The organism is Caulobacter sp. 602-1 (assembly GCF_003931565.1).
GTDB lineage: Bacteria > Pseudomonadota > Alphaproteobacteria > Caulobacterales > Caulobacteraceae > Caulobacter.
In genome coordinates this window covers 891,940-914,401 of record NZ_RRYI01000001.1, presented here as the reverse complement: position 1 = coordinate 914,401, position 22,462 = coordinate 891,940, and the positions used below count along the sequence as shown (strand labels likewise).

Genomic DNA, 22,462 nt, shown 5'->3' with positions numbered 1-22,462 from the left:
CCCTCCGCAACGACGGAATTTAGTATGATCTCGCTCGTGCGGACGGCTTTGGCGCGTCCCTACACCTTCGTCGTGATGGCCGCGATGATCCTGATCGTCGGCGTCCTGGCGATCCTGCGCATGCCGACCGACATCTTCCCCAACATCCGCGTGCCCGTCGTGGCGGTGGCCTGGACCTATAACGGCCTGTCGCCGGCCGACATGGCGGGGCGGATCATGACCCCCTACCAGCGGGCTCTGACCACCACGGTCAACGACATCGACCATATCGAGGCGACCTCGCTGCAGGGCGTCGGGGTGGTGAAGATCTACTTCCAGCCGGGAGCGGACGTGCGCCTGGCCAACGCCCAGATCACCGCCATCTCGCAGACCCTGCTGCGCCAGCTGCCCCCAGGCGTGACCCCGCCGCTGGTCCTCAACTACAACGCCTCGACCGTGCCCATCCTGCAGCTGGCCCTGGCCGGCCAGGGCCTGTCCGAGCAGCAGCTGTCCGACTTCGGCACCAACGTCATCCGCACGCGCCTGGTCACCGTGCCGGGCGCGGCCATCCCCCTGCCGTTCGGCGGCAAGACCCGTCAGATCCAGGTCGACATCGACCCGCAGGCCCTGCTGTCCAAGGGCCTGTCGGCCAGCGACGTCGGGGCGGCGATCGCGGCCCAGACCCAGATCACTCCGGCCGGCTTCGTCAAGATCGGCGAGTTCCAGTACAGCCTGCGCCTGAACAACGCCCCCGGCACGGTCGAGGAGCTGAACGCCCTGCCGGTCAAGACCATCAACGGCGCGACCATCCGCATCGGCGACGTCGCCCACGTACGCGACGGCTCGGCCCCGCAGCAGAACATCGTCCACGTCGACGGCCAGCGCTCGGTGCTGATGACGGTGCTGAAGTCGGGCGCCACCTCGACCATCGCCATCGTCGACGGGATCAGGGCCGCCCTGCCCGACCTGAAGGCCCAGCTGCCGCCCGAGCTGACCATCACCCCGCTGAACGACCAGTCGACCTTCGTGAAGGCGGCCGTCGAGGGCGTGGTCCACGAAGGCGCCCTGGCCGCCGTGCTGACCTCGCTGATGATCCTGCTGTTCCTGGGCTCCTGGCGCTCCACGGTGATCATCGCCGTCTCGATCCCGCTGGCCGTTCTGGCGGCGATCGGAGCCCTGGCGGCGTTCGGCCAGACCCTGAACGTCATGACTCTGGGGGGCCTGGCCCTCGCCGTCGGCATCCTGGTCGACGACGCCACCGTCACCATCGAGAACATCAACTGGCACCTGGAGCACGGCAAGGACGTCCGGACGGCGATCCTGGACGGGGCGGCCCAGATCGTCACCCCGGCCTTCGTCTCCCTGCTGTGCATCTGCATCGTCTTCGTGCCGATGTTCTTCCTGCCGGGCGTGTCGGGCTTCCTGTTCGTGCCGATGGCCCTGTCGGTGGTGTTCGCGATGATCGCCTCGTTCCTGCTGTCGCGGACCCTGGTGCCGACCATGGCGGCCTATCTGCTCAAGCCGCACGTCCCGCACGACGAGGAGGCCCCGTCGCCCCATCGCCTGGTGCGGTTCCAGCGCGGCTTCGAGCGGAGCTTCTCCAAGGTGCGCGACGCCTATGCCGGCCTGCTGGGCTTCGCCCTGGACGCGCGCGGCGTGTTCGTCATCGGCTTCCTGGCGTTCGCCCTGCTGAGCTTGGCGCTGGTCCCGTTCCTGGGCCGCAACTTCTTCCCGGCCGTGGACTCCGGCTCGATCGCCCTGCACGTCCGCGCCCCGGTCGGCACGCGGATCGAGGAGTCGGCGGCCCTGTTCGACCGCATCCAGCGCCACGTCCGCACGGTGATCCCGGCCGACGAGGTCGAGACGATCGTCGACAACATCGGCCTGTCCACCAGCGGCATCAACACCGCCTACAACGCCTCGGGGACCATCGGCCCGCAGGACGGCGACATCCTGATCAGCCTGAAGAAAGGCCATCGCCCGACCGACGACTACATCAAGGCGCTGCGCGAGGAGCTGCCCAAGGCCTTCCCCAGCGCGACCTTCTCGTTCCTGCCGGCCGACGTGACCAGCCAGATCCTCAACTTCGGCAGCCCGGCCCCGATCGACATCCAGGTGACCGGCGGCGACGCGGCGACCAACCAGGCTTACGCCCAGAAAATCCTGCGCGAGATCCGCGGCGTGAAGGGCATCGCCGACGTCCGCATCCAGCAGCCGGCCGCCGCGCCGGAGCTCCGCTTCGACGTCGACCGCACCCGCATCCACGCCCTGGGCCTGGACGAGCGCGACGTCACCGCCAGCCTGGCCGGCGCCGTGGCCGGCAGCCAGCAGACCGCCCCGGTGTTCTGGCTGAACCCGAAGAACGGCGTCTCCTATCCCGTCGTCGCCCAGACGCCGGAATACATGCTGGACAGCTTCGACAAGCTGCGGTCGATCCCGGTCACCGGGGCCCGCGCCGCGGACCCGACGCCGCAGGTGCTGGGCGGCCTGGGCGCGCTCAGCCGCGGCTCCACCGCCGCCGTCGTCTCGCAGTACAACATCCAGCCGATGGTCAATGTCTTCGCCGCCACCCAGGGGCGCGATCTGGGCGGCGTGGCGACCGACATCCAGAAGGCCCTCAAAAAGCTGGAGAAGGACAAGCCCGCCAAGGTCCGCGTCACCCTGCGCGGCCAGTTCCAGACCATGAACACCGCCTTCTCCGGCATGGGCTGGGGCCTGCTGGGCGCGGTGGTGATGATCTATCTGCTGATCGTCATCAACTTCCAGTCCTGGCTGGACCCGTTCGTGATCATCTCGGCCCTGCCCGCCGCCCTGGCCGGCATCGCCTGGATGCTGTTCGCCACCGGTACGCCGCTGTCGGTGCCGGCCCTGACCGGCGCGATCATGTGCATGGGCGTGGCCACGGCCAACTCGATCCTGGTGGTCAGCTTCGCCCGCGAGCGGCTGGCGGCCACCGGCGACGCGGCCCGGGCCGCCTTCGAGGCCGGGGTCACCCGCTTCCGCCCGGTGCTGATGACGGCCCTGGCCATGATCATCGGCATGGCGCCCATGGCCCTGGCCCTGGGCGAAGGCGCCGAGCAGAACGCCCCGCTGGGCCGGGCGGTGATCGGCGGCCTGATCTTCGCCACCTGCGCGTCCCTGCTGTTCGTCCCCGCCATCTTCTCCATCGTCCACGGCCGCCGCCCTCGCGCGGAAGCCGCCTCCCCCGAAGGCGTCGCCCATGTCTGAGTCCCCCCTGCCCCCCTCTGACGACTTCCCGAAGACCGGCCCCCGGAGCCTGCGCCGTCTGGCCCTGATCGGCGGCGCCGGCTTCGTGCTGATCCTGGCGGCCGGTACGGCCTCGCGGCTGATGGCCAGCCAGGACCTGAAGAAGACCAGCCAGGCCAGCGCCCTGACCACGGTCCACGTCATCCAGCCGGGCGGCGGCGAGAGCGCCGACCTCGTCTTGCCGGGCCGCCTGCAGGCCTGGGCCGAGGCTCCGGTCTACGCCCGCACCGACGGCTATCTGCGCCGCTGGTATGTCGACATCGGCCAGCCGGTGAAGGCGGGCCAGGTGCTGGCCGAGATCGACGCCCCGGAAGTCGACCAGCAGCTGGTCGCCGCCCGCGCCGCCCTGGCCACCGCCCAGGCCCAGCGGGATCTGGCCGCCACCACCGCCGCCCGCTGGAAGCGGCTGGTCGGCGAAAACGCCGTCTCGCAGCAGGAGGCCGACGAGCGCGCCGGCGACCTGGCCGCCCGCGAGGCCATGCGTAACGAAGCCATCGCCAATGTCCGCCGGCTGGAGAGCCTGACCGCTTTCAAGCGCATCGTCGCCCCGTTCGACGGCGTGGTGACCAGCCGCGACACCGACCAGGGAGCCTTGATCAGCGCCGGCGGCGCCCGGCCCTCGCCGCTGTTCACCGTGTCCGACACCCGCCGCCTGCGGCTCTATGTCAGCGTGCCGCAGAGCCTGGCCGGCCAGATCCGTCCGGGCATGAGCGCCGCCTTCACCACGCCCGACCTGCCGGGCCGGACCTTCAACGCCCGCCTGGCGCGCACGGCCGACGCGGTCGACGCGCAGTCGGGGGCGATGCTGATCCAGCTGGACGTCGACAACGCCGCTGGCGCCCTCAAGCCCGGCGCCTACGCCCAGGTCAGCCTGGACCTCAAGGCCGCCAGCGCGACCTCGACCGCATCGGTGCGGATCCCGTCCAACGCCCTGCTGTTCCGCAAGGAAGGCACGGCCGTGGCGGTGGTCGGCGGCGACAACACCGTCTCGATCCGCCCGGTCCGCATCGCCCGCGACGACGGCGCCGAGCTGGAACTGGCCAGCGGGATCGCGGCCAACGACTGGATTGTCACCAGCCCGCCGGACGCCATCGCCACCGGCGACCACGTCAACGTCGTCAAGGCCAAGAAGGGAGCCGCCGGTGCGAAGGGCTAGTCTCCTGATCCTGGCGGGTCTTGGCCTTTCTGGTCTGAGCCTCGCCGGCTGCTCGATGGCCCCCGCCTATGCGCCGCCGACGCCCGCCGCGCCCGCCGCCTTCCGCGACACCGGTCCGTGGACGCCCGCCGCGCCGGCCCAGGCAGTCCGCGACGGGACCTGGTGGGCCGTGTTCAAGGACCCGCCCCTGGACGGCCTGGAGCGCCGGCTGGAGTCCGGCAGCGCCGACCTGGCCGCCGCCCTCGCGCGCTACGATCAGGCCCGCGCCCTGTCGCGCCAGGCCTCCAGCGCTCTCCTCCCCAGCGTCGGGGCCTCGGCCAGCGTCGAGCGCCAGCGCACCCCGGCCAATGGCCGCTACGACACCACCACCCTGGCGGCCAGCGCCGCCTATGAGCTGGACCTGTGGGGCCGGGTCCGCAACCTGGTCGCCGCCGGCCGGGCGGACGCGGAAGCCAGCGCCGCCGACCTGGCCGGCGTGCGTCTCAGCCTGCAGGCGGAGTTGGCGGACACCTATTTCAGCCTCCGGGGCGCCGACGCCCAGATCGCGGTGCTGAGCTCGACGGTCGAGGCCTATCGCCAGGCGCTGGACCTGACCAACCGCCGCCAGGCCGGCGGCGCGGCCAGCGGGCTCGACACCGGCCGGGCCCAGACCCAGCTGGCGGCGACGCAGGCCCAGTACGAGCAGGCGGTCGCCGACCGCGCTTTGCTGGAACACGCCATCGCCGTGCTGGTCGGCGAGCCGGCCTCCAGCTTCAGCCTGGCCGCCGCGTCGGCGCTGACCGAGGTCCCGGTCACCCCGGTCGGCGCGCCCTCGACCCTGCTGCGGCGCCGGCCAGACGTCGCCGCGGCCGAGCGCCGGATGGCGGCCGCCAACGCCCGGGTCGGCGTGGCCCGCGCCGCCTGGTTCCCGAGCGTGACCCTGGCCGCGGCCGGCGGCTACCAGTCCAATGGCGGCGAACTGCTGACCGCCGCCAACCGCGTCTGGGCCCTGGGCCCGCTGGCCGCCGCCCTGCCGCTGTTCGACGGCGGCGCGCGCAAGGCCGAGGTCGCCCGCGGCCGCGCGGTGTTCGACGAGACCGCCGCCGGCTACCGCCAGACCGTGCTGGACGCCTTCCGCGAGGTCGAGGACCAGATGGTGCTGGCCAACCGCCTGGCCGCCGCCCAGGACCGCCAGGACGAGGCCGTCGCCGCCGCCGTCCGCACCACCGCACTGGCCACCACCCGCTACCGCGAAGGCGCGGCCAGCTACCTGGACGTGGTCACCGCCCAGACGGCGGAACTGCAGGCGCGGCGCGAGGCGCAGGACCTGAGGACCCGGCGGCTGTCGGCGAGCGTGAACCTGATCCGCGCGCTGGGCGGGGGCTGGGGCGTTTCATAATCCCCTCTCTCTTAGAAAGAGGGATTTTAAGCCTCGACCGTCTCCCGCTCAGGCGACACCGCCCCCTCGCTCCCCGGCAGCAGGAACCCGATCAGCACCTCGCCGCCCTCGCAGCGGGCGAACACCGAGCCGCCGTGCATCAGGACGATGGCCTTGACCACCGCCAGGCCCAGGCCGTGGATCTCGCCGCTGTGCTCGCGGGCGCGGTCGACGCGGTAGAAGCGGTCGAACAGGCGGGCGAGATGCGCCTCGGGGATCGGGCCGCCGCGGTTGCGCACCGACAGGCAGACGGCCTTGTCCCGCGGCTCGATCATCACCCGCACGGTCTTGCAGGCGACCCCGTGACGGATGGCGTTGTCCAGGAGGTTGGTCACCGCCCGCCCCAGTAGCGCGGCGTCGGCGTTGACCGTCGCGTCGCCCCGCACCTCCAACCGCACCTCGGCGTCCTCGAACAGGACGTCCAGGAAGTCGGCGGTCTTGTGGGTCAGGGCCGCCAGCGACAGCGGGGCCAGGTTGGCCGCCAGGGCGCCCTGGTCCGCGCGGGCCATGAACAGCATGTCGTTGATGATCGTGCGCAGGCGCTCCAGCTCCTCGAGATTGGAGTGCAGCGTCTCTTCCAGCTCGTCGGTGTCGCGGGGGCGCGAGAGGGCGACCTGAGTCTGGCCGATCAGGTTGCCCAGCGGCGTGCGCAGCTCGTGGGCGACGTCGGCGTTGAAGGCCGCCAGCCGCTCATAGGCCGCCTGCAGGCGATCGAGCGCCCCGTTGAAGGCGCTCATCAGCCCGACCAGCTCGACCGGCAGGTCGCGGGTCGGCATCCGCAGGCTGAGATCCGCCGGGTTCAGGGCGCCGGCGCGGTGCGACAGGCGGTCGACCGGGGCCAGGCCCCGTCGGGCGATCCACCAGCCCAGCAGGCTGACCAGCCCGGTCGTCAGCACCGACATGCCCAGCGCCGCGACGCCCAGCACATAGCGCGAGGCGTCGAACGGCGCGGTGTCGGCGGCGATGACCAGCCGCACCTCCGGACGCCGCCCATAGGCGGGCACGCGCCGAGCCAGGGTCATGAACCGCTTGCCGTCGGCATGGATGACGCCGAGACCGTCGCGGGCCGGCTCCAGCGCCGTCCCCGGCGTGAACCGGAAGCGCGGGTCGGCGGACTCGATCCGATAGCGGAGGCTGCCGTCGGCCGGCGTGAACGACTTCAGCTTGTCGGTCATCAGCGGCCAGCGGGTTGGGTCCTCCAGCTTGCGGATCATCGCCTCGATGATCTGCGAGCGGGCGCTCAGCTCCTCGGCCTGGTGGCGCTTCAGCTCCAGGCTCTGGAAGCTGAACAGGGCCACGCCGGCCAGCATCGAGACGAGGCTGGTGGCGATGGCGAACATCAGGGCCAGGCGGCCGGCGATGGATTTGGGGGCCAGGGAAAGGGGGGCAAGCGAACGGGGCGTCACGGCGCGGTCCCCTCGGGGCGGTGCTCCAGGACATAGCCCATGCCGCGCACCGTGTGCAGCAGCTTGGTCTCGAACATCCCGTCGATCTTGGCCCGCAGCCGCTTGATGGCGACCTCGACCACATTGGTGTTGGTGTCGAAATTGATGTCCCAGACCAGCTCGGTGATGATGGTCTTGGAGACGATCTGCGACTGGCGGCGACCCAGGACGACCAGCAGGGCGAACTCCTTGGCCGTCAGGTTCAGCCGCCTGCCCGCCCGCGTGGCGCGCCGGGCCAGCAGATCCAGGTGCAGGTCGCCGACCGTGATGGTCGTGGACTCGCTGCGCCCGCGACGGGTGATGGCCTGCAGCCGGGCCAGCAGCTCCAGGAACGAGAATGGCTTGACCAGATAGTCGTCGGCGCCCGCGCCCAGGCCCTTCAGACGGTCCTCGACGCTGTCGCGGGCGGTCAGCATGATCACCGGCGTCTGGCGGGTCTGACGCAGGCGCGCCAGCACCTCGACCCCGTCCAGCCCAGGCAACATGCCGTCCAGCACCACCGCGTCATAGTCCAGGGTCTGGGCCAGGTGCAGGCCGTCCTCGCCATTGCCGGCGAAGTCGACGGCATAGCCCTGTTCGGTCAGCCCCTTGCGCAGGTAGGCGACGGTCTTGGGCTCGTCCTCGACGATCAGGATCTTCATCAGAGTGCGGCGTCTCACGACCAGCGGCCCGGACCGGGAGGCCTTCCGGATGGGCAAGATAAGGCGCCCTCGCCTCCACCGCCATCGCTGGTGGGTGGGGGGACTAGGTCCGGCGGCGAGGCGAGGACGAAGCATACTGCCGCGCCCGCGAGGTCGTCAGCCTGACCGCCGGATGACATTTCTGACCGGAAGCGCGGTTTTCCATCGACCCGGTTGAACCATTTCGGCCGTAAGTCTCCTTTATTCGCGCGCCAAATCCGCGCCGAGTCGGTATCCGCCCGAGGTTTCCTATTGTCCTTGCTTGATCGCCGCGCCGCCCTGACGCTGCTGGCCGGCGGCGCCGTCGCCGCCAACCTGTCGCCCGGACAGGCCGACGCGCGCCCCGCGTCCTTCTCCTTCGAGACCGTGCGCGCCCGCGCCCGCGCCCTGGCCGGCCGCCCCTATGTCGCCCCGCCGCCGCCGCCCGCCCAGGTCGCGGCCATGAACTATGACGCCGCCCAGGCGGTCGGATTCTATCGCGAGAAGATCCCGCTGTGGGGCGGCGACTGGGGGATCGAACTGTTCCCGCTGAGCCAGGGCGTCTCCAAGACCGTGACCATCCATCTGGTCGAGGACGGCCGCGCCAAGCCGCTGGCCTATGACCCGACCATGTTTTCCTCGCCCGCCGGCAGCCCGGTCCGCGCCCTGCCGGCCAAGGCCGGCTTCTCGGGTTTCCGCGCCATCAGCCGCGACGACCGCGGCGAGTGGCTGGTGTTCCACGGCGCCTCCTATTTCCGCTCGCCCGCGCCGTTCGGCCAGTACGGCCTGTCGGCCCGCGCCATCGCCGCCGACACCTACGCCGTCCAGCCCGAGGAGTTTCCCGACTGGCGCGAGGTCTGGCTGGAACGCGACGCGCAGGAGCGCCTCGTCATCCACGCCCTGATGGAGAGCCCGGGGATCGTCGGCGCCTACAGGTTCGTCAACGACCGCGACGGCCTGGCCCTGACCCAGACCGTGCAGGCGAGCGTCTTCTTCCGGCGGGCCTTCGACCAGATGGGTCTCGCGCCCCTGACCAGCATGTTCTGGTACGGCGAGGACCGCGCGGTCCCGGCGGTCGACTGGCGGCCGGAGATCCACGACTCCGACGGCCTGGCGATCTGGACCGGGGCGGGCGAACGCCTGTGGCGGCCGCTCTCCAACCCCCGGCGCGTGGTGACCAGCGTGTTCAGCGACCAGACCCCCAAGGGCTTCGGCCTGATCCAGCGCGACCGCGACTTCGAGCACTATCACGACGACCAGGCCAAGGCCGAGCGTCGACCCAGCGTCTGGGTCGAGCCGATCGGCGACTGGGGCAAGGGCTCGGTCCGCCTGGTCGAGATCCCGACCGACAGCGAGACCAACGACAATATCGTCGCCTTCTGGACGCCGGACGCGCCGGTCAAGGCCGGGAGCAAGGTCGAGCTGAGCTACCGCCTCCACTGGACGGCCGACGCGCCGGAGACCGAGCTCGCCAAGGTGGTGGCCACCCGCTCGGGCCGGCCGGGCGAGCCGGGCCGCGACACCGCCGCGCAAGGGCGCAAGGTGGCCGTCGAGTTCCGGGGCGCCAACCTCCTGGCGCTGCGAACGGCGATCGACATCGAGGCCGACGTCACCGCCCGCAACGGCCAGATCCGCCTGCTGTCGCATTATCCCGGCGCCCGCCACGAGAACGAGACCGACGCCCTGTGGCGCGTCACCTTCGACGTCGTGTGCGATGGCGCGGAACCGGCCGATGTGCGCGTCGTCCTCAGGCAGAATGGTCGGCCTTTGAGCGAAACCTGGACCGCGCTGATTTTTCCGCCCGCGCCGTGAAACCAACCGCGCCGTCGCGAGCTTGGCTTGCCGATGGCTCCCCGCCGCCCCGAACCCAGAGTGCAGTGGCTTTGTTGTCCTCCGAACGCCGCGCGAGCGCCCGTCCCCTCCCCGCCCTGAAGCTGGCCCCGCCGCCGGCCCGGCCCGCGCCCGCCTCGTTCGCCGCCTGGCTGCCGGCGGAGACGCCGCTGGCCATGCCCGCCCAGAGCCTGCGCGAGGGCCGGCTGACGCCCGTGGACGGTCCGGACGTCTCCGGACGCCGCTGGGCGCTGCTGGCGGGCTCGGGCGTGTTGACCGCGGTGACGGCGGCGGTGACGGCGCTGCTGTTCTCGCCCGGCGGCTTCAGCCTGGTCGACGGCGTCGCCTTCGCCCTGTTCGTGCTGCTGTTCGCCTGGGTGGCCTTCGCCTTCATGAGCACGCTGGGCGGCTTCTGGACCTGCTGGCGTGCGCGCGACGGCCGCGAGCAGCCGCGGCCGGTGATCCTGACCCGCACGGCCCTGCTGGCCCCGACCTATAACGAGGATCCCGGCCGCGTCCTGGCCGCCATCCAGGCGATGTACGAGGAACTGGACCAGAGCGAGGTGGCCGAGCTCTACGACGTCTTCGTGCTCAGCGACACGCGGGTCGAGGACGTCGCCCGCGAGGAAGCCGTGGGCGTGCTGCGGCTGCGCGCGCGGCTGGGCCCCAAGGCGCGGATCTTCTATCGCCGCCGGGTCAAGAACACCGACCGCAAGGCCGGCAACATCGCCGAATGGGTCGAGCGCTTCGGCGGGGCCTACGCGCAGTTCCTGATCCTGGACGCCGACAGCCTGATGACCGGCGACACCCTCATCCGGCTGACCCACCGCATGGAGCGCGACCCGAAGCTGGGCCTGCTGCAGACCTCGCCCTCGATCATCAATGGCGAGACGCCGTTCGCGCGGCTGCAGCAGTTCGCCTCGCGCGCCTACGGGGCGATGCTGTCGGCCGGCCAGGACTGGTGGTCGGGGGCGGAGGGCAACTACTGGGGCCACAACGCCATGATCCGCACCCGGGCCTTCGCCGAGCAGGCCGGGCTGCCACACCTGCCGGGACCCCGCCCGTTCGGCGGCCACATCATGAGCCACGACTTCGTCGAGGCGGCCCTGATGCGTCGGGGCGGCTGGAAGATCGGCCTGGCGACCGACCTGACCGGCAGCTACGAGGAGACCCCGCCGACCATCCTCGACATGGCCATCCGCGACCGCCGCTGGTGCCAGGGCAACCTGCAGCACCTGGGCGTGATCGGGGCTCAGGGCCTGCACTGGGTCAGCCGCCTGCACCTGCTGCGCGGCGTCCTGTCCTACGCCACCTCGCCGCTGTGGCTGTTCCTGCTGATCGCCGGGGCCGGGGTGTGGATGGAGCAGGGCGGCGCCTCGGCGCTGATCCGCGCCGACGCCGCGGCCTGGCTGTTCGGACTGACCATGGCCCTGCTGATCGCGCCCAAGCTGATGGCCGGGGCGCTGATCCTGCGCAGCCGGGCCCAGCGCCAGGCGTTCGGCGGCGGCTATCGGTTCATCGTCGGCATGGCGATGGAGATCGTGCTGTCGGCCCTGGTCGCGCCGGTGCTGATGCTGATGCAGAGCGTGTCGGTGCTGCAGGTGCTGCTGGGCCGAGACGCCGGCTGGGCGACGCAGCAGCGCGACCCCGGCCGCCTGACCAGGCGCGAGGCCTGGCGCGTCCACCGCGCCCACATGGGCATCGGCGGCGTCGCCGCGGCCCTGGTCTTCGCCCTGGATCCTGTGATGTTCTGGTGGTCCAGCCCGGTCTATCTGGGCCTGATCCTGTCGGCGCCCTTGGCCCTTCTCCTGTCGCAGCCGCGGATTGGCGACTTCCTGGGCCTGTTCCAGACGCCCGAGGAGCGCCGCCCGCCCCGCGTCGCCCTCCGCGCCGCCGAACTGCGCGCCGCCTACGACCGCGAGGCCCCCACGCGCCGGGCGATCGAGAAGCTGCTGCGCGCCCCGGCCATGGTCTACGGCCCCGACGCCATCCAGACGCGCGCGCGGGCCGTCCAGGTGTCAAGCCGGGTGGGGTAGCGCACGTCACTCTCCTAAAAGAACTGTAATCTCGAGATCGCAATTTTCGATTGCGGGACAAGCTACGCCATGAGAGCCCTTGGCGATCTCAAGGCGGGGCGTTGATGTTGCTGTTGTGGTTCCAGGCCGCCACCTCGGCGGAGGCGGCCCAGAAGGTCGAGTCCATCGTCGTCACCGCCCGGCCCGCCCAGGTTCGTGACAAGATCGACCGCCGCATCTACGACGTCCGCTCGGACGGCGGCTCGCAAGGTGGCGTCGCCCTCGACGTTCTGAACCGGATCCCCTCGGTGACGGTTTCGCCGACCGGCCGGATCGCGCTGCGCGGCGATCCCGGCGTCCAGATCCTGATCAACGGCAAGCCGCCGCCCACCGGAACCTCGGTTCTCCAGTCGCTCCCGGCCTCCAGCGTCGGCAGCGTCGAGGTGATGACCAACCCGTCGGCTCAATTCTCGCCCGATGGCGCGGCAGGGATCATCAATATCGTGACGCACAGGGAACGCGCTCTGGGCGTCTCCGGCACGATCTCGGCGCGGGCCGACACGCGGGAGCAGGCCAGCGCCTCCGCCAGCGCCTCGGCCGCCCAGGGCGACTGGAGCGTCGACGGCCGGATTTATCTGGGTCATAGCCCATCGGAGAACGACGCCGACTACACCCAGCGCGACGCGGCGACCGGTGAGCGCTTGGTGTCACGCGACAGTCACGGCAAGTCCACGCTCGACCTTGTCCAGGCCTCGCTGGGCGTCACCCGGCGACTGGCCGAGGACCGGGAGCTAAGCGTCGAGGCGCACCACATGGGCGGGCGCATCCGCGCCAACGACCTGGCCCACTACCAGGCGTTCGGCGATGGCGCTCCGGTCCAATCGGAAGAGGCCGGGACGCAGCGCTATACGACCCGAACGGACGATATCGAGGCCAGCTACTCCGACACCTGGCCCGACGATCGCGGTTCGCTCGAGGCCAACCTCTCGCACGCCCAGAGCGACAACCGCACCCGCACGAACCATGACGACCGGCAGGTCTCGCCGACGCCCCTCGTCCAACACTACGGCGACACCAAGCGCGCCCGGGGTCCGGACGATCAGGCCAAGGTCGCGGTGGTCGCCAACCTCGCCGGTGGCGTCATTCTGACCACGGGCCTGGAAGCCAATCGCGTCGCGCGCGAGATTTCCCGCATCTATGACGGCGACATCGGCGCGCTGGGTCTGGCGAGCGGCGATCTCGGCGTTTTCAACGCCCGTCGCGCCAGCCTCTCGGGCTATGCGACCTATCAGTTCCCGTTTGCTGGCTTCAAGCTGATGCCCGGCCTCCGAGTCGAGGCGGAATCCCTACGGCTGAGCGCGCCGTCGGCCTCGCGAGACCGCGACGCCACGCGCCTTTTCCCCTCGCTGCACCTGACGCACACGCTGGCCGGCGGCAAGCTCAAGGCCAGCTACAGCCGCCGCATCCTGCGCCCCGAGCTCGAGCTATTTGATCCGCGGCGCATCCCCGCCAATCTCCACAGCGCCATGCTGGGTAACCTGGACCTCGCCTCGACCCTCACCGACTCCTATGAGAGCGGCTACGAGCGGATCTTCGGCAAGGCGACGCTGGGGCTGACGGCCTATTACCGGATCAGCCACCATCCCTGGCAGAGTTACACGACCTGGAATCCGGACCTCACCACCGCGAGCCGGCCGCTGAACTACGGCCGCGCGACGTCTGGCGGACTGGAGGCCAATGCGCGCGGCGAGGCGCCCGGTGGCTGGAAGTACGTCGTCAACCTGAACGTCTTCCGGCAGGAACTGATCCCCGTCACCGCGACCTTGGCGACCACGACCCGGACGAACTACTCGGGCAATGCCGTAGTCGATAAGGTCCTGAAGAACGGCGACAAGCTGCAGTTCAACCTGAGCGGCGTGGGCAAGACCTATACGCTGCAAGGCTACCAGGCCGCCTATGGCCAGCTGGACGCCACCTGGAGCCACAAGCTGAACGCCCTCTATTCGGTGACCGTTAACGCCACGGACATCTTCAACACCAACCGGCAGCACAGCCGGTACCGAGACGGCGGCGTGGTGATCGACAGCGACCTTGCCCCCAACTCCCGGGCGGTGCGGGTGTCCTTGGTCTACAAGTTCAAGGCCAAGGTCTGACGGCGCATTGACGATGGCGCTGCGCTTTCCGGCGCGGTAGGCCAGGGCTGTCGACCCCGAAGGTGAGTCCCATGGATTTCTCGAAGCTGCAGGCCGTCAGCACCGTCACCACCGAGTGGAAGTATCCGCTGGCGCCGGCCAACCGCGCGGGCCTGCTTCAGGTCGACCAGGGACCGGACCACAAGCTCTATTGGGAAGAATACGGCAATCCGGACGGCGAGCCGGTCATGTACCTGCACGGCGGTCCGGGCGGGGCGTGCGCGCCGGTGATGTCGCGGTTCTTCGATCCCCGGCGCTACCGCGTGATCCTGTTCGACCAGCGCGGCTGCGGCAAGAGCGAGCCGACCGTCGCGACCCACGGCCCCCAGGTGGCCCTGACCCGCAACGACACCGACCATCTGGTGGACGACATCAACAAGCTCCGCGACGCTCTCGGCATCACCGGCAAGATGCACGTGTTCGGCGGCAGCTGGGGCAGCACCCTGGCCCTGGTCTACGGCATCCGCCATCCGGACAAGGTCGCCTCGCTGATCCTGCGCGGCATCTTCCTGGGGGCGACCGAGGACCTGCTCTACATGTACCAGGGCAACGCCGCGACCTTCGCCGACGCGCCCTACGCCCTGACCGAACCGGGCAGCTATGTCGCCTATCCCGACGAGTGGAAGGCCTTCGTCGAGGAGATCCCGGCGGACCAGCGCGGCGACATGATGGCCGCCTACAAGGCTATTTTCGACATGATCCCGGCGAATGACGCCGACCGCGCCCGCCAGCTGCGCGCCGCCGTGGCCTGGTCGGTCTGGGAAGGGACGATCTCGAACATGGTCCCGCAGGACAGCGACCCGGGCAAGTTCGGCGAGGCCGACTTCGCTCTGTGCTTCGCCCAGATCGAGGCCCATTTCTTCGCCAACGGCCTGTTCCTGGAGCCGGACTACATCGTCGGCCATGTCGACAGGATCGCCGCCATCCCGACCCATATCGTCCACGGCCGCTTCGATCAGGTCTGCCCGCTGACCCAGGCCTCGCGGCTGGTGGCGGCGATGGCGAGGGTGGGCGCCGCCCCGGCCAGCTACGTCAAGACCAACGCCGGCCACAGCGCCATGGAGGCCCAGACGGTGCTGGCCCTGACCGCGATCATGGACGGGCTGCCGCCGATCGGCTGAGTTTTATACGGCCCTTACGCGGGAAGGCTCCCTTCCATCTGGAGCGCTTATGCGGGGCGGGGGTACTAAAGGCGCGTTAGAGCGTGGCAGCCGAAAGTGTGCGCGGCTTCGGCGCCAGCCACGCTCTAAGTGTTTGAAATAGAGCCTGTTTACCCGCTTCTGATGTTTCCATCAGAAGCGGGCAGGCTCTAGTGGACAGACCGCCATGTACATGCCCTCCCCCGCTCACCGCCGCCTGTTGATGATCCTGCTGGTCGCCGGCCTCGGCGGCTTCTCGGGCCTTCTGGCCTGGGCCGCCCACGCCCCGCATCAGGCCGATCTCTTGCGGTTCTTCGCCATCGTGTGGCTGCTGGTCTTCGGCGCCGCGCGGATCCTGGTCCACCTGGACGAGGCGCTGGACCAATTCGGCGAGGGCGCGACCCAGCATTGGTCGCGGCTGCGGGGTCGAGGCGAGCCCTGAAGGCGCCCCGGCGCGCGCGGTTTGCTCTAGGCTATTGTTTTAACGCATTTTCTGACGACGAACCGGTATCCACTTCGTCGGAAAATGCTCTAGAAGCTCAGCACCACGAAGACCACCGCGCTGATCGGGATCGCCGCCACGAGCGCCATGTTCAGCACGGTCTCGGTCAGGCTGAAGACCGAGCGGCTGGGCGGCTTGAACAGGGCGGCGGCGGGGGTCATGGCGGGGGCTCCTTGCACGGTGGAGCTTGCACCCTGAACCGTTAATGATCCTGAATCTTGGACGGCTCCCGCGCCGCGACAAGTTGTCCGGCGCCGCCGTCCAGACCGGCGCTTTCCCCAAAAAAATCGGCGCGCCCGGGAACGGGACGCGCCGTGAGGCCGCGCGGGCGGGAGGAGGTCGATCACCCGCGCTTGAAAGGTGGATGGAGCGCGATCGGCCGCCGGTCCGAGGATTTCGGACCGGCGGACGGGACCGCGCCGGAGGAGCCCTAGAAGCTCATCCGCAGACCGACCACGTATTGGCGGCCGGGCTTGTAGTAGGTGAAGGTCGCGTTGTCGTACTGGAAGTGCGAGCGCAGCTTTTCGTTGGTCAGGTTGGTCACGTTGAAGGTCAGCTGCGGGGCGTTCTTCATGCCGAGGATCTTCTCCAGATCGTAGCTCGAGGAGAAGTCGGTCTGCTTGTAGTCGTCCGCGAACAGGGCGGCGGCGGTGACGCCGTTCTGGTTGGCGCCGCTGGACTGCGAGCCCTTCCGGTAGACGTGGCTGAGACGCAGGCTGACGCCGTTGTGCTCGTAATAGCCCGTCAGGTTGTAGGTGTACTTGGCAACGCCGTAGGCGATGGCCGGACCGTTGCTGGTCTGGTCGACGATGGTGGCGTTGGCGTTGACGCCCAGACCCTCGACGCCGAAGCGGCTGGTCAGGAAGTCGAGCGGCTGCACCCACTGGAATTCCAGGCCGTTGATCGTGAGCTTGTTGGGCACGTTGATCTGCGACTGGATCTGCACCTGAGCCTGGGTCGGGCCGCCACGCGAGTTGATGGCCGTCTTCTGGGTGTCGTTCAGGGTGTCATAGGTGATGCCGTACTGGGCCAGGGCCGAGAACGGCTGGGTCACGACGTTGTTGGTCGTGAAGCCGGTCAGCGACTTGCGGAATGCGTTGACCGCGATGACGCCTTCCTGGCCGGTGTAGAACTCGAAGCCCAGGTCGATGTTCTTCGAGAAGTACGGCTTCAGGGCCGAGTTGCCGATCGTGGCCTGGTCGGCCGACGGCGCGCCGAAGCTGACGCCCGGAAGTTGGGCGGCGGGGTCCGGACGGGTCATCGTCTCCGACACCGCCACGCGGGCCACGGCGTGCTCGCCGACGTCATAGGCGATGTTGGCGGCCGGCAGCCACTTCGAATAGGTGTTCTCGGTGTAGACGAAGTTGGTGATGTTCGGATAACGCGCGCCGTCCGGCAGCTGAGCGCCGCCCGGCAGGGTGTTGCGCGGATCCGCCAGCGAGACGCGGCCGCCGATCGTCTGTTTGGTGTGGACGTAGCGGACGCCGACATTGAAGCGCAGGTCGCTGTCCATCACCTGGGTGACGCCGTTCAGCTCGGTATAGGCCGCGCTGTTCTTCTCGTTGATATAGCCGCCGCTGGCGCCGGTGTTGGAGCCGCCGGTCTCCGGCGAGGCGTCATGCAGCTTGTCGTAGCCGGTGGCCTGCTTGACCTTGTCCCAGTCGACCGTGACGAAGCCGGCCGGGCCGGGCTTCAGGTAGCTGGCCAGGTTGGCGGTCGGGATCAGCGAGCCGCCGTAGGTCAGCGTGCCGGTCTGGCCGGCCGTGGCGCCCGTGCCGTAGCCCGGATAGGTCGGATAGCCGGCGGGAGCGGCGCCCGGCTGGTTCAGGCCCTGGCACGGCGGGGTGCCGTTCGGCGAGGTCAGGTTGATGCTGGGGTTGTTGCCGCAGGTCGCGTTCTGCCACGGCGTGGTGTTGTCGTAGCCGCGGATGGTGCGCGAGACGTCGTCATAGTTGCCGCCGAACTTCAGGTTCAGCTTCTCGTCGCCCCAGGTAATGGCCGCGCGGGCGCCCTTGGTCTCGTACCAGCGCTTCTCGTCCTGCATGTTCAGGCGACCGCCGGTCCAGACGTAGTTGGCCGGGTTGTTCAGGTCGACGCTGCTCTTGATCGTCGGCGGGCCGTTCGGGTTGTAGGTGTAGTCCACCGTCGTGCCGACGCCCAGGGCGGTCACCGGACCGAAGGTCGGGCTTTCGCGATGGAAGTTGCTCTTGGTGTAGTTGGCCTGGGCCTCGACCTTCAGCTTGTCGTTGATGCGCCATTCGCCGCCCGGATTGATCCCCCACAGCTCGGTCTTCTCGAGATAGGGACGGAATTCCAGGAAGAACTGCGAGTTGGCGTAGGTGCCCTGCGTCACCGTGCAGCCGGCCGAGCAGTCGGTCTTGTCGTACTTGGTGTTGGTCGGGATGATCGCGCCGTTGCGGACGATCCAGGCGATGTCCTCGCGCAGAAGGTCGTTCTTCTTGTAGCCGTACATCCCGTCGATATAGAAATTGACGTTGTCGTTCGGGCGCCATTCCAGGCTGCCGACCAGGTTGAGGCGGTCGCGGCGGCCATACTCGGCCGACGGACGGCCCAGGCGCGGCAGCAGGCCGTTGTCGATCTGCTGGATGGTCGCGCCGGGGTTCTTGGACAGCAGGAAATCGCGGTCGATGACCGTGCCGGCCACCAGGCCCGCGCCCGCGCCGACCGGCACCGTGGCCGGGATCGTCCAGTTTCCGCCGCCCGTGGCGTTACAGCCGCTGGTCGCGCCGCACTGGGCCGCCGACAGGTTCGGATTGGTGAAGCCGATGGTCTCGTAGCCGCGCGTGTCGGTGTGCAGGCGTTGGCCCGAAACCCCGAACAGGACGCCGAAATTGTCCCAGGTCTTGCTGGCGATCACCGAGCCCTTGCCGCCCAGCTTGGCGCCGTCGGGCTTCACGCCCTGGACGTTCATCGTCAGGTGCTGGCCGGGGCGGTCGAACGGACGCGCCGAGCGCATGTCGATATTACCCGCCGCGCCGCCTTCCAGCAGGCTGGCCGAATAGCTCTTGTTGACCGTCAGCTTGGTGAAGAGGTCGGTCGGGAAGAACGAAAGGTCGACCGAACGGTCGGTGCCCTGCGCGTCGGTCGCGCCCGACGAGGCCACGGCGATCGAGGCGCCGTTCAGCGTCACGTTGGTGAAGTTCGATCCCAGGCCGCGGATGGCGACGTTGGTGCCCTCGCCCGTGATGTCGCGGGTGATGGTGATGCCGGGGATGCGGTTGAACGACTCGGCGATGTTGGAGTCGGGGAACTTGCCGATGTCCTCGGCGAAGATGGCGTCGGCGAAGCCGGTGGTCTCGCGCTTGGCGACGGTCGATTGGGCCAGGCTCTTGCGATAGCCGGTGACGACGATCTCGTCGACGGCGGTGTCCGCGGCCGGCGCCGGGGCGGTCGTCTGAGCGTAAGTGGCCTGGGCAATCGCCAAAGTGGTCAGGCAGGTCGCGCCGATCAAGGCCAGGCGACGAACGGACCCGTGGTGTCGAATGGACGACATGTTTCTCTCCCCATGACAGTGCTCTGAGCACTTGTTTCGTTGTCGCCGTACGGCTGATCGGCCGCCCCTTCCCGGTTGGCCGACGATTACGCTCCGCTTGGCGGTGGTAGCGGTCACACTCGACACGGTTACGAGGTAAGTCCTCTCAAGTCAATGTGGTCTGACCTCGCTGTCATGCCCCTTTCACAAGCTTCGCGGGGAGTGAGGCGCCAGAGCCACGCTCACGCGCCGGCCGAGGGAGACCCGTTCGCGATCCTGGCGTGTTCAGGAGGCGTTGGCGGCCGCGCGGGCGAGACGACGCCGACGCGCCGCGCGACGCGGCGGACGTGGGTTCATCGTCATAAAGGGTGTGAAGGCGCCAGACCGGAGCCGTTCATCGATCCGGCTGGACCGGAAACGGCCCTAGTTCCAGCCGGCCGGGCGCTCTGGGTCGCGGCGCGCGGCCGGCGCGTAGCGATGACCCCTGTTCACCCGCCGCAGCGAGGCCGGGTACCGGTGCAGCTGGGCGTCGGGGCGGATCGGCCGGGCCACCAGACCGCCGCCGCAGTCTGGGCAGATCTCCTCGAACCGGACGTCCGCGCAGTCGGCGCAGAAGGTGTGCTCGAAGGTGCAGATTCGGGCCGCGGCGCTGGCCGGCGGCAGGTCCGCGTCGCAGCACTCGCAATTGGGGCGCAGTTCGAGCATGGGGCCGTCCTCCCGTGTTCGTCTGGTGCTTCAGGTCTTTTGCGCCTGGAAGCCTTGTACCATAAGGGCTTTTGAGCCCGTCGCGCGAGGGTGCGCGTTCGTCGATCACGGGAATGTGGCGCCAAGCGAAATCCGCGTGATCAGCGGGGGTTGACCCCCTGCCCCATAGCCCCTAGACACCCCGCCGTTTGCGCGGCGGGCAGGGGTTACCCCTGGCCCGCTTTTTTGCAAAAATGAACATCCGTCAGAATGCGTCAGGAGCGCTCCACAGAATGTCCCAAGACCTTCTCCCCGGCGTCGCTCTTCTTCCAGGCGTCACCGGCGTTCTGGCCCTGGCCGACGGCACGATCCTGCAAGGCGTGGGCTGCGGCGCGGTTGGCGACGCGGTCGGCGAGGTGTGCTTCAACACCGCCATGACGGGCTATCAGGAGATCCTGACCGACCCGTCCTACATGGCCCAGATCGTCGCCTTCACCTTCCCGCACATCGGCAATGTCGGCACGAACGCCGAGGACGTCGAGCAGATCACCGGCGTGGCCGAGACGGCCGCCCGCGGCGCCCTGTTCCGCGAGGTCCCGACCGAGCAGGCCAACTGGCGCGCCAACAGCGACTTCGACGCCTGGATGAAGACCCGGGGCGTCATCGGCCTGGCCGGCGTCGACACCCGCGCCCTGACCCGCAAGATCCGCGAGACCGGCATGCCGCACGGCGTCATCGCCCATTCGCCGGACGGCAAGTTCGACCTCGAGGCTCTCGTCGCCAAGGCCAAGGCCTGGGCCGGCCTGGAAGGCCTCGATCTGGCCAAGGACGCCTCGACCACCCAGACCTTCACCTGGGACGAGGGCCTGTGGTCCTGGCCTGAAGGCTACGCCAAGCTGGACAAGCCCAAGTACGAGGTCGTGGTCATCGACTATGGCGTGAAGCGCAACATCCTGCGCGCCCTGGCCCATGTCGGCGCCCGCGCCACGGTGGTGCCGGCCTCGACCTCGGCCGAGGACATCCTGGCCCGCAACCCGGACGGCGTGCTGCTCAGCAACGGCCCCGGCGACCCGGCCGCGACCGGCGCGTACGCCGTGCCGGAGATCCAGAAGCTGGTCGAAAGCGGCAAGCCGGTGTTCGGCATCTGCCTGGGCCACCAGATGCTGGCCCTGGCCCTGGGCGCCAAGACCGTGAAGATGGAACAGGGCCACCATGGCGCCAACCACCCGGTCAAGGACCTGACCACCGGCAAGGTCGAGATCGTCTCGATGAACCACGGCTTCACCGTGGACAGCGAGAGCCTGCCCGAACCGGTCCAGGAGACCCACGTCTCGCTATTCGACGGCACCAACGCCGGCATCCAGCTGGCCGACAAGCCGGTGTTCAGCGTCCAGCACCACCCGGAAGCCTCGCCCGGCCCGACGGACAGCCTCTATCTGTTCGAACGCTTCGCGGGCCTGATGGACAAGGCGAAATAGGATTCGACAGCGGTGTTCGGGATCGAAAGCATCGAACCCAACACCGGCCTCGAGCGCCTGCGGGCGCTCCACGACTACGCGCTGTTTCCCGAACTGTTCGACGCCATCGCCGACGGCGCGATCATCTATTACGAACCGGCGCTGCGCGAGTTCACGCTTCCCAACGCCGACGGGGTTTCGGCCTATGTGCTGAACCACTGCCCGCTCACGGGCCGTCGCCTGCCGCCGTCCCTGCGCGACGAGTGGTACGACGCCCTGGAGGCCGCGGGCGCCATTCCCGTCGACGCGGCGCCGCCGGTCGACTTCCTGGCCCCGCCCGCCTACCGCGCCGACGCCTGGTGGCGCGACACCGATCTGGCCAAGCTGGACTGAGGGGCTGGACTGAGGGGGCAGGCTGGACCGGGGCCCGCGCGGCCGTTCCGACGGGGCTTTTCACCCCCTCATCAGGCCCTCGATGGCGCTTCCTCCCGCAAGGGGAGAAGGCAAAGGGGGGCCGCCTCCCGCAAGACTAGGGGGCAAAGCGGGAGGCGGCGGCCAGACACCCTGGGCAAGGGGGGCGCACTTCGGGCGTCTGGCGGGGCGCGCTTGTCCAGGCCCGGGGGACGCCCCGAGCGAAGACAGGCCTTTAACGCTGGAACTGAAAGACTGGGCGCTCAGACCTTGAGGTCGAGCAGACGCTTGTTCATCTCGTCGGCCACGCGAACCACCGCCGCATTGGCCTTGAAGTCGGTCGCGGCGCCGATCTGCTCGGTGCGCTCCTTGACGTAATCGACGTCCCCGAGACTCTCAGCGGCCTGGGCGTCCGAAGCCGCGACCCGCTGGGCCGAGGCGTTGAGCCGGTCGGCGGCGGCCATCATGCCCGAGGCGGCGATTGAGAGAGCCTGCATGGGGTGTCTCCGTTCTACGCCTTGGTTATCTGGCCGGTTGGGTTAAGACCTTACAACCAAAAATGGTAAAATTCACGACTTGGTCATCTTTTTTAGCGGCGGTTAACCTTTTGAGCGGCCCTTTCCGGGCGACCGCGACAGGGTGAATCTTCCGCCAACCAAACCCAGCGCGAACGCCGTTTTCGCAAGGCGCGCGCCCCCGCGGCGATGCGAGGCGTCAAGGCCGCCGTCGGCGCAAAACCCGTCCAACATTACAAAACGTTCAGGCTCGGCCGTATCGACAAGCCGCCATCGTCCCGACATGGTTCGCCCCTTCGCG

16 protein-coding genes and 1 pseudogene are annotated in these 22,462 nt (G+C 69.3%); 10 read left to right on the top strand and 7 right to left on the bottom strand.

The window, feature by feature from the left end; genetic code table 11:
• Positions 1-24: 24 nt before the first annotated feature.
• Genes EIK80_RS04240 through EIK80_RS04230 form a run of 3 tightly spaced genes read left to right on the top strand, consistent with a single transcriptional unit; the run spans position 25 to position 5,780 of the window.
• Positions 25-3,207 (top strand): efflux RND transporter permease subunit, encoded by a 3,183-nt coding sequence (locus tag EIK80_RS04240; RefSeq protein ID WP_125155698.1) that lies wholly within the window; start codon positions 25-27, stop codon positions 3,205-3,207.
• Positions 3,200-4,402 (top strand): efflux RND transporter periplasmic adaptor subunit, encoded by a 1,203-nt coding sequence (locus EIK80_RS04235; RefSeq protein ID WP_125155697.1) that lies wholly within the window; start codon positions 3,200-3,202, stop codon positions 4,400-4,402. Before EIK80_RS04240 ends, EIK80_RS04235 begins: the two co-directional genes overlap by 8 nt.
• Positions 4,389-5,780 (top strand): efflux transporter outer membrane subunit, encoded by a 1,392-nt coding sequence (locus tag EIK80_RS04230; protein ID WP_233586417.1) that lies wholly within the window; start codon positions 4,389-4,391, stop codon positions 5,778-5,780. The genes EIK80_RS04235 and EIK80_RS04230 overlap by 14 nt, the downstream gene beginning before the upstream one ends.
• 26 nt (positions 5,781-5,806) lie before the next feature.
• On the opposite strand, the gene EIK80_RS04225 is transcribed toward EIK80_RS04230, so the two are convergent.
• Together EIK80_RS04225 and EIK80_RS04220 are read right to left on the bottom strand one after the other, a co-directional pair.
• The gene (locus EIK80_RS04225) at positions 5,807-7,225 is read right to left on the bottom strand and encodes a heavy metal sensor histidine kinase (RefSeq protein ID WP_233586416.1); all 1,419 of its coding nucleotides are present in this window, start codon (positions 7,223-7,225) and stop codon (positions 5,807-5,809) included.
• The gene (locus EIK80_RS04220) at positions 7,222-7,905 is read right to left on the bottom strand and encodes a heavy metal response regulator transcription factor (RefSeq protein ID WP_125155848.1); all 684 of its coding nucleotides are present in this window, start codon (positions 7,903-7,905) and stop codon (positions 7,222-7,224) included. Before EIK80_RS04220 ends, EIK80_RS04225 begins: the two co-directional genes overlap by 4 nt.
• Before the next feature lie 297 nt (positions 7,906-8,202).
• On the opposite strand from EIK80_RS04220, the gene EIK80_RS04215 reads away from it, so the two are divergent.
• From EIK80_RS04215 to EIK80_RS04195, 5 genes are all read left to right on the top strand, one after another.
• On the top strand, positions 8,203-9,735 hold the full coding sequence (locus tag EIK80_RS04215; protein ID WP_158624639.1) for a glucan biosynthesis protein: 1,533 nt from the start codon (positions 8,203-8,205) through the stop codon (positions 9,733-9,735).
• 74 nt (positions 9,736-9,809) lie between these two features.
• Positions 9,810-11,789 (top strand): glucans biosynthesis glucosyltransferase MdoH, encoded by a 1,980-nt coding sequence (gene mdoH / locus EIK80_RS04210; protein ID WP_199743368.1) that lies wholly within the window; start codon positions 9,810-9,812, stop codon positions 11,787-11,789.
• 104 nt (positions 11,790-11,893) lie between these two features.
• Positions 11,894-13,921, top strand: a complete 2,028-nt coding sequence (locus EIK80_RS04205; RefSeq protein WP_125155695.1) for a TonB-dependent receptor — start codon at positions 11,894-11,896, stop codon at positions 13,919-13,921.
• 71 nt (positions 13,922-13,992) lie between these two features.
• Positions 13,993-15,081 carry a prolyl aminopeptidase gene (gene pip, locus EIK80_RS04200; protein ID WP_125155694.1) on the top strand — a complete coding sequence of 363 codons (1,089 nt, stop codon included), beginning with the start codon at positions 13,993-13,995 and terminating at the stop codon, positions 15,079-15,081.
• Positions 15,082-15,286: 205 nt separating this feature from the next.
• The gene (locus EIK80_RS04195; protein WP_125155693.1) at positions 15,287-15,541 is read left to right on the top strand and encodes a hypothetical protein; all 255 of its coding nucleotides are present in this window, start codon (positions 15,287-15,289) and stop codon (positions 15,539-15,541) included.
• An 89-nt stretch (positions 15,542-15,630) separates the two neighbouring features.
• On the opposite strand, the gene EIK80_RS26585 is transcribed toward EIK80_RS04195, so the two are convergent.
• From EIK80_RS26585 to EIK80_RS04185, 3 genes are all read right to left on the bottom strand, one after another.
• Positions 15,631-15,762, bottom strand: a complete 132-nt coding sequence (locus EIK80_RS26585) for a hypothetical protein (RefSeq protein WP_233586415.1) — start codon at positions 15,760-15,762, stop codon at positions 15,631-15,633.
• A gap of 269 nt (positions 15,763-16,031) precedes the next feature.
• On the bottom strand, positions 16,032-19,115 hold the full coding sequence (locus tag EIK80_RS04190; RefSeq protein ID WP_125155692.1) for a TonB-dependent receptor: 3,084 nt from the start codon (positions 19,113-19,115) through the stop codon (positions 16,032-16,034).
• A 402-nt stretch (positions 19,116-19,517) separates the two neighbouring features.
• Positions 19,518-19,799 (bottom strand): DUF1272 domain-containing protein, encoded by a 282-nt coding sequence (locus EIK80_RS04185; RefSeq protein WP_125155691.1) that lies wholly within the window; start codon positions 19,797-19,799, stop codon positions 19,518-19,520.
• A gap of 272 nt (positions 19,800-20,071) precedes the next feature.
• Between EIK80_RS04185 and carA the strand changes: the two genes are divergently transcribed.
• On the top strand, positions 20,072-21,256 hold the full coding sequence (carA, locus tag EIK80_RS04180; protein ID WP_125155690.1) for a glutamine-hydrolyzing carbamoyl-phosphate synthase small subunit: 1,185 nt from the start codon (positions 20,072-20,074) through the stop codon (positions 21,254-21,256).
• A gap of 12 nt (positions 21,257-21,268) precedes the next feature.
• Positions 21,269-21,628, top strand: coding sequence for a hypothetical protein (locus tag EIK80_RS04175; protein WP_125155689.1), 360 nt, complete (start codon positions 21,269-21,271; stop codon positions 21,626-21,628).
• 116 nt (positions 21,629-21,744) lie between these two features.
• Here EIK80_RS04175 and EIK80_RS26580 read toward each other — a convergent pair.
• Positions 21,745-21,849: pseudogene (locus tag EIK80_RS26580) on the bottom strand (hypothetical protein); the annotation flags it as partial.
• A 60-nt stretch (positions 21,850-21,909) separates the two neighbouring features.
• Positions 21,910-22,143, bottom strand: coding sequence for a flagellar basal body rod C-terminal domain-containing protein (locus tag EIK80_RS04170; RefSeq protein WP_125155688.1), 234 nt, complete (start codon positions 22,141-22,143; stop codon positions 21,910-21,912).
• Between the last annotated feature and the right edge of the window lie 319 nt (positions 22,144-22,462).

Excerpts from the sequence above, each read along its gene's own strand:
- EIK80_RS04240 (WP_125155698.1), top strand. The coding sequence starts at position 25 with ATGATCTCGCTCGTGCGGACGGCTTTGGCGCGTCCCTACACCTTCGTC.
- EIK80_RS04235 (WP_125155697.1), top strand. The coding sequence starts at position 3,200 with ATGTCTGAGTCCCCCCTGCCCCCCTCTGACGACTTCCCGAAGACCGGC.
- EIK80_RS04220 (WP_125155848.1), bottom strand. The coding sequence starts at position 7,905 with ATGAAGATCCTGATCGTCGAGGACGAGCCCAAGACCGTCGCCTACCTG.
- EIK80_RS04205 (WP_125155695.1), top strand. The coding sequence starts at position 11,894 with ATGTTGCTGTTGTGGTTCCAGGCCGCCACCTCGGCGGAGGCGGCCCAG.
- pip (WP_125155694.1), top strand. The coding sequence starts at position 13,993 with ATGGATTTCTCGAAGCTGCAGGCCGTCAGCACCGTCACCACCGAGTGG.
- EIK80_RS04195 (WP_125155693.1), top strand. The coding sequence starts at position 15,287 with ATGTACATGCCCTCCCCCGCTCACCGCCGCCTGTTGATGATCCTGCTG.
- EIK80_RS26585 (WP_233586415.1), bottom strand. The coding sequence starts at position 15,762 with ATGACCCCCGCCGCCGCCCTGTTCAAGCCGCCCAGCCGCTCGGTCTTC.
- EIK80_RS04190 (WP_125155692.1), bottom strand. The coding sequence starts at position 19,115 with ATGTCGTCCATTCGACACCACGGGTCCGTTCGTCGCCTGGCCTTGATC.
- EIK80_RS04185 (WP_125155691.1), bottom strand. The coding sequence starts at position 19,799 with ATGCTCGAACTGCGCCCCAATTGCGAGTGCTGCGACGCGGACCTGCCG.
- carA (WP_125155690.1), top strand. The coding sequence starts at position 20,072 with ATGTCCCAAGACCTTCTCCCCGGCGTCGCTCTTCTTCCAGGCGTCACC.
- EIK80_RS04170 (WP_125155688.1), bottom strand. The coding sequence starts at position 22,143 with ATGCAGGCTCTCTCAATCGCCGCCTCGGGCATGATGGCCGCCGCCGAC.